The sequence below is a fragment of the Limosilactobacillus walteri genome (assembly GCF_014830205.1).
In the GTDB taxonomy this organism is placed as follows: Bacteria; Bacillota; Bacilli; order Lactobacillales; family Lactobacillaceae; genus Limosilactobacillus; species Limosilactobacillus walteri.
Map to the genome: position 1 here is coordinate 1 of NZ_QORN01000035.1, position 10,190 is coordinate 10,190.

A 10,190-nucleotide genomic window follows, 5' to 3' on the forward strand; every position below is an offset into this window, starting at 1 on the left:
CCTCTTTTTTAGATGATTTTCCTTTATTATGCCTAATTATCAAACATTGCTATTCCTAAGGGAGTTACAAATTGCGGGTAAAGCGGTTTATAAACTTCACGCTTTAACGATTTACTAAAAGTTGTTGTAAATTCAGTAAAATTAGTTGCACCACCAACAACAATTACTGGATCAATAACCTCTGCATCCATATTTTGAACAATTGCTGCCATTTTTTCGACAACAGGTCTAATAACCGAATATACCTCTTGTTCTTTATTTTTATCCCGCTTTAGCTGCTCAGCCTCATCATTTTTAATTTTATAGCGCCCACCTAATACTAATGTCATATGAAAGCCGCCTGTTGCTTCGTCAATGACATGAACGAGCTTATTATTATGAAAAATGCTAATTCCAGTTGTCCCACCTCCAATATCAACAACCGTTCCGTTAGTCAAATGAAGAAATTTGGCGGCTGCCGTAGGTTCATCTTCTATTCCCGTACACTCCAGCCCAGTTTCTTCAATTACGTTAGCAACAACTTTAGCACTTTTTTCGCCAGTTTTAGGAGGAATCGCCCCACATGCAGTCGTTAATTCTCGTCCTAATACTTTTTCTGCCTTTTCCTTCAAGCGTCGCAAAATGCTAACAGATTCCATAAAGTTTACCACGATGCCGTCTTGCACCGCATGATCATATTCATAAGCTCCATAAATAATTTGGTCCTTGGCATTTAATACCGTTAATACAATTGAAGAAGTTCCTAAATCAACGCCAACTTTTAATTTTTCATCTGCGGTAACCTTTTTTAAGGGATGATCACTATTAACAATTTTGGCAAATTCCTTTAGTTGCTCGTTACTGCTCACTAAAAGTTTTTCTTTCATTACATTCACTTCCTAAAAAGATCCTTGATTATTTCCTGTAATTAAACTTTGTAATATTTAGAACTGAAAAAAGCTGGTGAAAAAACATTGAGTTTTTTTCCAGCCTTATCATTTTTATACCCTAAACAAGTGCCGTTTGAAGTGCACATGCCAAAAGTCCACCAACAATTGGACCACACATTGGAACCCAAGCATACCACCATTCAGCTGCACTCTTATTGGGAACCGGAAGAATTGTGTATGCCAGACGTGGTGACCAGTCACGCGCTGGATTTAACGCAAATCCAGTGGTTGTACCAAGACAAGTACCAACAACGGCAATAACCATTCCGACAATAAACGGCTTTAATCCTTGAGTAAAGTTACCAAGATTTAACAAAACAAAAATAAATGCAAATGTGGCAATAACTTCAGAAAGGAAGTTAAAAATCGGGCTGTTAATTGCGGGGCGAGTAGCAAAAATTCCTACGCTATTCCCTTCTTCTTCATTTGGAGTTGCTTTAAATTGGGGATAAAATTGAATAATGACTAACACAGCACCAACAAATGCTCCAAGAAATTGACCGAGTAAGTATGGAATTACATTACTCCAAGGAAATAAGCCAAATACGGCAAAAGGAATAGTAACAGCTGGGTTTAAATGACCAAGTGAGCCAAGGAAACCAGCTACATAAACTCCCATTGTAACCGCAAGGCCCCAAGAAATACAAATAAACCACCAGCCGCTTTGTTTACCATACGTTTTATTTAAACTGTTACTAGCACAACAACCAGCCCCAAGTAATATTAGAACCATTGTGCCAAAAAACTCGCCAATAAATCCATGCATATCAAACACCGACCCTTTTATTAAATTTCTCCAAATTGTATGCGCTTTCTGTACATGTTTTATGTTAACACATTCACTATACACTTTATTGTCTTTATATTATTATTTGTCCATTAAAAGCAATATTTTGCTAATTTCTCAACAAAAAAATAATGTTATTCCATTTATTAACTACTTATTTTTTCACGCAACAATTAGGGCCAGCAAAGATAACATCAACATAACGCCAAGATAAACATACCTTTGTGGCTTACTGTTTACATGCCCATATCGATAATCGTTCTCATAACGTTGCATTGCTGCAATTATCAACCCTGTTATCCCATAAGCAAGCACACTAAAGACAAAGCAATAAGAGCTTACTACAAAAATCGGACTATTTTGATACTTTAAAATAAACGAACTACTGCCACCGATGATTGTTAACGGTGTTGAAGCTAGGTGGATGCCAACTAATACTTCATAGGTGACACTATTAGCAGCTAACTCTTTACTAAAGATTCCTTTTAGGTTCCGACAGCTTACCCAAGCAAAATAAGCGAGCATAATAATCCCAATAATCATTAATGGCATAGTCCAACTACCACGCAAAGTAAGATATTGGGGTAAGTATAGTCCAGCAATTCCAAGAATCACTACTGGCACGTATAACGATGCCAGTTTACGCCTGGTTTTAGGACGTTCTAACAAAGTAAAAAAGATACTAAGAATCGCTTGCAAAAAATTAAGAGTAATAAAAATTACTACCCATACTGTTAAATGATTGGGGATTAATACTGCTTGTGGCTGCCCCCATGCCAATACAATTGATAGGATTAAAATAATTGCTAATAACATCGCACGTGGGGTGTAAGTCGGAATTTTACGATAGATATCGATTCGTTGATATATCAAAATTAAATTATAAATATTAGCAAGTAGTATTAATGCCGAGATCAACAGGACAGAGTCTTGGAACTGCGCCGGCTGAGGATATTGAATTTCCATAAGGAATCGGGCTGATACTAAGCAAAGCCAACTTACCGTCCATACTAAAGGAATAACCGGTAATAAAATTAATGGTCGGCGAGGCAACCATTGTTCCATGTGAAACGCCTCCTCTAATATGGTATCTTACCACGGCTGAATAAGTAAAATCTGTTAAGATATAAATAACTAGTCTTATTTAGGAGGTTTGTCCATGTTTCAACCACAACTGGGGTTAAAGGGAAGTAGTCAGCAAGCTCAAATTGACGATCGGCTAATCCATCATCCCTATACTTATGAATTTTTCACCGCTGGATCCGATTTTACAGCTGAAGGATACCACCGACTCCACGATGCAATTCAATATGTCCAAGCAGCTGGTGTTAAGCATATTGTCCTTCACCATCCTATGAAATTTCATGAACACCATTCAGAGGTTATTGCTCCCGAGCGCTTATATCCTGACTTATATCGATTTATCGAAATTACTACCGAAAAACTATTGTATCTTGCTGATGATCTTAATGTGCAAGTATTAGTCCACGGTGGTTATGCTGGCCCCGAGGCTCACTACTTTGCCTCGCTTTATCCCAGTTTAGAGGCTGCTCGACAAGCAGTTTATAAACGTTTAGATCGTTTTGCTGTTGCTGGCGGTGATCACATTATGTTTGAAAATTCAATTGCGCCCGTTTTCGCGTATGGCGATCCGATTCAAAGAAAGGAAATTCTTGCTCATAACTATCGGTTAGCTTTTGATACTTCCCACTGCTTTATTGAACTTCATGCTGATAATTTGGGTCTCCAAAATTCGTTAGACCAACTGCAAGATAATGTTGTACACTACCACCTAGTTGATTCACTGGGTAAAACGCATGATAGTTTAACCCTGGGGACGGGAAAAATTATTTGGAAAGATGTTTTACCACGTTTAAATCCTAACGCCACTAGCATTTACGAGATTAATCTTAAAGACCAGACTAATTGTCACGAACAGTTAGTAAGCCATGATTACTTGACAAAAATCTACCAAGAACTTAATGACTAAGGAGAAATGATTTGAAACAATTTATTAATCATCGCCATCTTTCCTTACTTTTCACCCTCTTTATTCTTTATTTAGGGATTACTTACTGGAACTTTGTTGCTAAATTTATCCAAACAATTTTTTCAGCTACTATTCCCTTACTAATTGGGTGTTTAATTGCTTATATTGTAAATTTATTGTTACGGCAATACGAAAAACTATATTCGAGACTATTTAAAAAGCCAGCTGCTCAAAAATTCAAACGTCTTTTCGGAATTATTATGTCGTATCTTACAATCATCATTATCATCTCTATTGTATTTGCACTTGTTATTCCTGAACTCATTTCTTGTATTAAATTGTTAGTTGCAAACCATAGCCATGTAATTAATCATTTTATCAATTATTTTGAACACAATAATGACTTAAAAAGAGCAATAACCAGTTTTGATACTAGTAAAATTCAATGGGACAAGCTTGGGAAATACTTAACCAGTGGTGTTGGCGGAACATTTAGAACTGTTGTTTCTACCGCTTCATCTGTCTTTTCGACAGCAGCAACTGCTATTATTGCTATTTTCTTTTCTATTTACCTGTTAATTTATAAGGAAATGCTACACCGTCAATTCAACAAAATCTTAAACGTATATTTTAAAAAGTACAGCTTTCATATTATTAAAGTGCTTAAAGTGTTTGATGAAAGCTATAGCAACTATATTGTCGGCCAATGTAAAGATGCGGCAATTCTTGGTGTATCGTGTTTTATCGGTATGACTATCTTGCGAATGCCGTACGCTTCCATGATAGGCGTTGTTACTGCTTTTGGAGCGCTAATTCCAATTATTGGTGCAATTTTAGGTGCAAGCATTGGTGTAATTATTATCTTTGCTATCTCACCATTACAAGCAGGAATTTTCTTAATATTTATTATTTTATTGCAGCAAATTGATAATCGAATTACTTATCCCCTTGTAGTCGGCAAATCAATTGGCCTTCCTAGCGTATGGGTCTTCGCTGCTGTTATTATTGGTGGTGGAATTTCAGGAATCCTTGGAATGATGTTTACTGTTCCTTTCTTTGCTGCATTATATAAATTAATTAAAATGGATACCAATAGACGCAATTTACTTGAAAAATAAATCATTTTATAAAAGACGCGATCAGGATTTTTTCTTGATCGCGTCTTTTATTACTGTAATTCTGCTGGTACTTCAGCACTAGGATTATCTTTTGTTAAATGATAAACAGTAGAAGCATTTACCCCAAAGTAGTGGTTGATAAGCTTGCTTAATTCTTCCATTGCTTCATTTGCTCGTTCAATTTGCTCTGGATTAATAGCTTCCATAACAGCAACAACATTTTCAGAATCTTCAGTAAGCATTGTTCGCTGTGCTTCACGCCAATTTAAGCATCGACATACCGCTCCATCATTGTCATAATAAATAACTTCGCCTTCAAGAGCTGGTTCGTCGTCATCAGCTCCTACTGGGCGAAATTCTTCGCCCCCCTTAGCAACTCCAAGGTGCAGGTCACCGGCAATCTTATTACGGTCTTCAATTCCAACTGGGACTCCATAGCTTAATGAAATACTATTATATAAATCAACAAGCGGTTCAATTGGTTCAAAACTACGCCCTTGATTAGCTCGCTTTAATAACGCTTCGATTGATGAACGAGCACCTTTTTTCTTTTTAAATTGTTGAAAAGCTTTTCGCCATTGATCTACTACCGGATTTAGCCGAAAAGTTTCATTAGTTAAAAATTTATCGGCTTCATGGGTTGCGTCTGCTAATAATTTCTTACGTTCATCATAGCTTGCATCGTTATTATGATTATTAATTCCATTAGCAAATAAAATATTAATTTGTGCATCTGGAAAAAGTTCCCAAAAACTTGGATCAATTGTTACTTGCTTCATAAAACTAGACTCCTTTATTTAATATTGGCGTTTGTCCCCGCGCTTAACCGTTTCCCAATCGCCATCAATATTTTGCCGAATACGAACTAAATAATCATGGACTCGTTGAGCTTCCTCTACGGAAAAACCTTTTAATGCTTCATTATTTGAATATTGATTTTCACGAATAATAAATGGATAGATTGCTCTACCTTTTTCTGTAACGTATAACCGCTTAATTTTTTTATTCGTTGGATCATTTTTTCTTTCAATGAATCCATTCTTTTCCAGCTTCTTGACAGCACGGGCAATCGTTGTCCGATCAACCTTTATCAAATTTGATAATTGTTCTGAAATAATCCCAGGATGTTCATAAATTCGCACAACATAAAGATACTGGCCTCGCGCTAAATCAATCTGTTTAAATTCAATATTTGCAATCGAGTCCAACGCACGATCAATCATCCCTATTTCTCGTAAAATATCAATCATTGATAAAAATCTCCTTAATTAATATTAAGCTCTTTTTGTTGCAAATGCAACAAAAAGAGGAAGAAGCTATTTATTTTCTAGCGGCGCTGGCTGAGCAATCTCTTGCATCGAGGATAATAACTGCGCTGCATGCATCCGCGATAAAACGGATTTTAACGCTAACGTCATTAAGCGATCATTTTGCGGATTAATTGCATTATCACTAGGAATTTCTTGACCAGCTAATAATGCATTAAGAATCTCAACAAAGCGGTCATATGCTGCTTGCGGATATGAATTTATCGTAACTTGCGCAATCCCAGCTCGAATATCATCTAAAGAAAAGTTTGACTTTAATAAACCAATAAGCAGTAAATCTACAAGCTGATTAACTGCATACTTCTTTTTTATTGGTGCTTGGATAACCTTCTTTTTAACATAATTATTCACCATAGATTTTGTGAGTGGTTCAATTCCCAAATGATTAAGTTGTTCATTTACAATAGCTACTACCTGATCAACATAAAGACCAAGAGTAGGCAGTTCTTTCCAGCGTGGAAAACGTACCCGTGCTAAATTCTTCTGCCATTGTTGATATTCTTTTAGTTTATCCATATCATTACTCACTTTCTAACGGTGCAATTCCAATCGATTGATTCCGAAAATCATCGGTCGTCACTGCTCGTTCAATCACCTGTGCAACTTGTTTAAGTCCAATTCTTTGACCGCTTAATGGATGCCCCTCATTAATAATTTCAACATTTGTCTCACTGTTGCTAATGGGTAGCGTCCTAATAATTGTATATGGTAATTCTAATTCATCAATCATCTTTATTGCATATTGGTGGGCAAATACTGCTTGGCGTGCCTGTTTGCCATACCACGCTTGAAGCTGATCTACAGTCGCATCGTCTGCGGTCCCTGCAATAGATAGCATTACAATCTTAGTTGGAGGGAATAATGAATGATCGATTAGTTCCGCTAACTCTTGCACCTCATCATCAACAAATTCCATAACCGTTGGCAACCAGCACAATACATCCCCGTTTTGTAAATCAATCTTAAAATTAGTAGTGGCAACTGCATCAGGAACTTTTTCCATCAGCAATGATACTAACTTATCATACCGTCGGCTAACAAAAACTATACGACTCATTTTCCCTCCATATTGGCTAATATGCCATTAACTCATCTTCAATTGTTGCATCTTCAATTCGGATATCTGTAATCGTACTTTGCTCAAGCAATGGCAATAGTGCTTGAATATTTCCGGTAAAAAGAAAACGTGTTTCATTAGCAGCCTCTTCTAACATATGCGCTCCCATTTTTACCGCCATATCAATCGGTAAACCCGTTCCCATTACAGTAACTGTGCAATCAACACCGTCATTCATTGACAAATCACGAGCTGATGTTAGGTGACTGCCATTAAAATAGTAAAGTGTATTAGCATAACGCATTAACGTTGATATATCATCACTTGTAAACAATACAAGCGCATCCACCTTTTTCGCATAATCTTCAATAAGACTACCTACCATTTGGCGCTGGTCGCCGTTTAATCCATCAAGGGCATTACTCAAAATAACGATTGGACATTGCCAGGCTAATAAAATCGCCAAGCGCAATTCTAGCTTTTGCTCATCACTCAATTCACCAATAGCTTGATCTGCTTTAATTTTTAATGATTCAATCATTTGGAGTGCTTGCTCTGGCGAAAGTGCCTTTTCATGATGACGCAATGCCCGTTTAACTGCTTTTTCGACTGTCTTCCCCTTTAGCGCCACATCATCAATTCGACCAATGTCAGTTTTACTCTGTCGCTTATATTTTTTGAATGGTACCCCATTGATCGTTACATCACCACTCAAAATATTGCCACGAACAGCCAGCAATTCTTCTAGGGCATTAGCAGCCCCAGTATCATTACTACAAATTCCCACTAACTGTGGCGACTTCAACTCCAATGAAACATTATCTAATTGATCTCCCGATTTAGCGTCGAATGTTAAATCATTAATTGTAATATTACTCAATATGCAACCTCTTTTCATAAGTATTTTATCTTTATCAATCTTATCATTTTTTAGTTAATGAACGAAATAATCCAGTATTTCTTTTTTGTTTGCTTAAGTTGGTAAGCTCCTACTACAATGGTAAAATAAGACTCAAGAATTATACTTAATAAAAGAAACGAGGAATGTTATTTTGAACGATGGCCAGTTGCTAACTAATTTTGCAATCATCATAATTACTTTTATCTTTGCTGCATTCTTTGTGGCTGCAGAATTTGCCCTCGTCCAAGCACGGGTAACTGCGCTAGAAGAAATGCAAAAAAAGCGTGACAAACCTTCTGCTAAAATCAATCGCGCTATTAAAATGGTAACAAATTTAACGGAGTATCTTTCAACGACCCAAGTCGGCGTTTCAATCTGTGGAATTATTCTTGGGTGGGTTGGAGAAGATACAATTGAATTTTTGCTTTCACGTGCTTTATCAATGCCTAGTTGGCCATTAAATAGCAGTGCCGTTCATGTAATCAGCGCTGTTATCGGGGTCTTACTCTTAACCTATTTTGAAGTTGTTCTTACTGAGATTGTTCCTAAAAACATTAGTATTGACCTCCCAATAAAAACACTGATGTTTGTTACAACCCCGTTACACTACTTTCATATTACATTTTATCCTTTTGTATGGCTCCTTAATAGCTCAGCAAATGGGATTGTTAAAATGCTCGGCATGAAGCCTGCTGATGAGAGCCAAGATGTCCTATCGCAAAGCGAAATTATCAGTCTATCACGTAATGCCGTTAAGGGCGGTGAGCTTGAACACAATGACCTTTTATACATGGAACGTGCATTTGACTTTAATGATAAAGTTGCTAAAGACATTATGATTGATCGAACTCAATTAACGGTAATTGACATAAGTAAAACTGTTGATGATGCAATTAAATTATATTTAAAAACAAAATATAGCCGTTTACCTGTAGTTGCAGATAATGATAAAGATAAAATCCTTGGTTATGTATTTAATTACGATTTAATTCGCCAAAAGCAGATTAACGGAAAGGTTTCACTTGCAAAAGTTCTCCGTCATATGCCGACTACCCCCGAAAGCACTCCAATTACTGATGTTCTCAAGCTTATGATTCGGACGCGGGTGCCGATGGTTGTGGTTGTTGATGAATATGGCGGAACAAGCGGCATTATTACCGATAAAGATATCTATGAAGAACTATTCGGAACCGTCAGAGATGAAATAGATAACGTATCTGATAATATGATTGCAAAAATTGACGATAATAAATATCGCGTTGATGGCAAAACTACCATTTATGATTTTGAACGGTTTTTCCATGTTGAATTAAAAGATTCTGATGATAGTGATGTCGTTACCTTGTCTGGATATGTCCTTGATAACTATCATAATATTCATGAAAATGAGGTAATTAAACTTGCTGGGTTAGAACTTAAGATTAAGGACTATCATCATTCATATATCGATAGCTTTATTGTCGAGACACCCGCTAAGTAAAATTTTACATTTTGACAACAATAAAGAGATTGTTCTTTTATTTAGCACTAGATTCTACTAAAATAGTTTTTGTAATAATTTTAAATAAATCTATTTTAGAAGGAAGAAAATCAAATGGCACCAATGAATATTATTTATATCTCGCTAGAGGGAAATACCCGTTCCTTCTTAACACGGATGCAAGGCTACGCTAAGCAGCAACACAGTATCAGTGCTGACCGCCCACTTATTGAATTAAAAGAAGTCAGTGACCAAACACTTCCAGCTGACGAAACAGAACCATTCTTTGCTTTCGTTCCTACCTACTTAAATGGTGGAAATGGAATTGATTCAGGCTTCACTGAAATCATGACTAATGCGTTAGGCGAATATATTGCACATAATAACAATGCAAAACAATGTGTTGGTGTTGTTGGTAGTGGTAACAAAAACTTTAATGAACAGTACTGTTTAACTGCTCGAAAGTATTCACGAGATTTTGACGCACCATTTCTCGCTGATTACGAATTGCGGGGAACATCTCAAGACATCGAAAGAATTTACACTATTCTTTCTAAGCGTTGGAACGAGATTAATGCCTAAATCATAACCACCCGTCAA

The 10,190-nt window shown here is 36.5% G+C and carries 12 protein-coding genes; 4 read left to right on the forward strand and 8 right to left on the reverse strand.

Annotation, left to right across the window (positions count from 1 at the left end; translation table 11 throughout):
- Positions 1-32 precede the first annotated feature (32 nt).
- From eutJ to DTK66_RS08470, 3 genes are all read right to left on the reverse strand, one after another.
- The gene (eutJ, locus tag DTK66_RS08460) at positions 33-866 is read right to left on the reverse strand and encodes an ethanolamine utilization protein EutJ (RefSeq protein ID WP_191668393.1); all 834 of its coding nucleotides are present in this window, start codon (positions 864-866) and stop codon (positions 33-35) included.
- A gap of 121 nt (positions 867-987) precedes the next feature.
- Positions 988-1,695, reverse strand: a complete 708-nt coding sequence (locus DTK66_RS08465; RefSeq protein WP_153931198.1) for an MIP/aquaporin family protein — start codon at positions 1,693-1,695, stop codon at positions 988-990.
- Between the two features lie 183 nt (positions 1,696-1,878).
- Positions 1,879-2,781, reverse strand: coding sequence for a hypothetical protein (locus DTK66_RS08470; protein WP_191668394.1), 903 nt, complete (start codon positions 2,779-2,781; stop codon positions 1,879-1,881).
- Between the two features lie 94 nt (positions 2,782-2,875).
- Between DTK66_RS08470 and DTK66_RS08475 the strand changes: the two genes are divergently transcribed.
- The gene (locus tag DTK66_RS08475) at positions 2,876-3,706 is read left to right on the forward strand and encodes an apurinic/apyrimidinic endonuclease family protein (RefSeq protein ID WP_191668395.1); all 831 of its coding nucleotides are present in this window, start codon (positions 2,876-2,878) and stop codon (positions 3,704-3,706) included.
- A gap of 11 nt (positions 3,707-3,717) precedes the next feature.
- Entirely contained in the window at positions 3,718-4,824 is a 1,107-nt protein-coding gene (locus DTK66_RS08480; protein ID WP_191668396.1) for an AI-2E family transporter, read from the forward strand.
- 50 nt (positions 4,825-4,874) lie between these two features.
- On the opposite strand, the gene DTK66_RS08485 is transcribed toward DTK66_RS08480, so the two are convergent.
- The 5 genes from DTK66_RS08485 to DTK66_RS08505 all read right to left on the reverse strand — a co-directional run bounded on the left by DTK66_RS08485 (position 4,875) and on the right by DTK66_RS08505 (position 8,089).
- On the reverse strand, positions 4,875-5,603 hold the full coding sequence (locus tag DTK66_RS08485; RefSeq protein WP_153931116.1) for a B3/B4 domain-containing protein: 729 nt from the start codon (positions 5,601-5,603) through the stop codon (positions 4,875-4,877).
- Positions 5,604-5,621: 18 nt separating this feature from the next.
- The gene (locus DTK66_RS08490; protein WP_191668397.1) at positions 5,622-6,074 is read right to left on the reverse strand and encodes a MarR family winged helix-turn-helix transcriptional regulator; all 453 of its coding nucleotides are present in this window, start codon (positions 6,072-6,074) and stop codon (positions 5,622-5,624) included.
- A gap of 66 nt (positions 6,075-6,140) precedes the next feature.
- Positions 6,141-6,668, reverse strand: a complete 528-nt coding sequence (locus DTK66_RS08495; RefSeq protein WP_153931114.1) for a DUF1836 domain-containing protein — start codon at positions 6,666-6,668, stop codon at positions 6,141-6,143.
- Positions 6,669-6,672: 4 nt separating this feature from the next.
- A complete protein-coding gene (locus DTK66_RS08500; protein WP_153931113.1) occupies positions 6,673-7,209 on the reverse strand; it encodes an NAD(P)H-binding protein in 537 nt (178 codons plus the stop codon).
- 16 nt (positions 7,210-7,225) lie between these two features.
- A complete protein-coding gene (locus DTK66_RS08505; protein ID WP_153931112.1) occupies positions 7,226-8,089 on the reverse strand; it encodes a P-loop NTPase family protein in 864 nt (287 codons plus the stop codon).
- Positions 8,090-8,261: 172 nt separating this feature from the next.
- Between DTK66_RS08505 and DTK66_RS08510 the strand changes: the two genes are divergently transcribed.
- Positions 8,262-9,590 carry a hemolysin family protein gene (locus tag DTK66_RS08510; protein WP_191668398.1) on the forward strand — a complete coding sequence of 443 codons (1,329 nt, stop codon included), beginning with the start codon at positions 8,262-8,264 and terminating at the stop codon, positions 9,588-9,590.
- Between the two features lie 114 nt (positions 9,591-9,704).
- A complete protein-coding gene (gene nrdI / locus DTK66_RS08515) occupies positions 9,705-10,172 on the forward strand; it encodes a class Ib ribonucleoside-diphosphate reductase assembly flavoprotein NrdI (RefSeq protein WP_153931110.1) in 468 nt (155 codons plus the stop codon).
- The last annotated feature ends 18 nt before the right edge of the window (positions 10,173-10,190 follow it).

What these genes read in the sequence shown, in the direction of transcription:
- eutJ (WP_191668393.1), bottom strand. Translation starts at nt 866, where the DNA reads ATGAAAGAAAAACTTTTAGTGAGCAGTAACGAGCAACTAAAGGAATTT.
- DTK66_RS08465 (WP_153931198.1), bottom strand. Translation starts at nt 1,695, where the DNA reads ATGCATGGATTTATTGGCGAGTTTTTTGGCACAATGGTTCTAATATTA.
- DTK66_RS08470 (WP_191668394.1), bottom strand. Translation starts at nt 2,781, where the DNA reads ATGGAACAATGGTTGCCTCGCCGACCATTAATTTTATTACCGGTTATT.
- DTK66_RS08475 (WP_191668395.1), top strand. Translation starts at nt 2,876, where the DNA reads ATGTTTCAACCACAACTGGGGTTAAAGGGAAGTAGTCAGCAAGCTCAA.
- DTK66_RS08485 (WP_153931116.1), bottom strand. Translation starts at nt 5,603, where the DNA reads ATGAAGCAAGTAACAATTGATCCAAGTTTTTGGGAACTTTTTCCAGAT.
- DTK66_RS08490 (WP_191668397.1), bottom strand. Translation starts at nt 6,074, where the DNA reads ATGATTGATATTTTACGAGAAATAGGGATGATTGATCGTGCGTTGGAC.
- DTK66_RS08495 (WP_153931114.1), bottom strand. Translation starts at nt 6,668, where the DNA reads ATGGATAAACTAAAAGAATATCAACAATGGCAGAAGAATTTAGCACGG.
- DTK66_RS08500 (WP_153931113.1), bottom strand. Translation starts at nt 7,209, where the DNA reads ATGAGTCGTATAGTTTTTGTTAGCCGACGGTATGATAAGTTAGTATCA.
- nrdI (WP_153931110.1), top strand. Translation starts at nt 9,705, where the DNA reads ATGGCACCAATGAATATTATTTATATCTCGCTAGAGGGAAATACCCGT.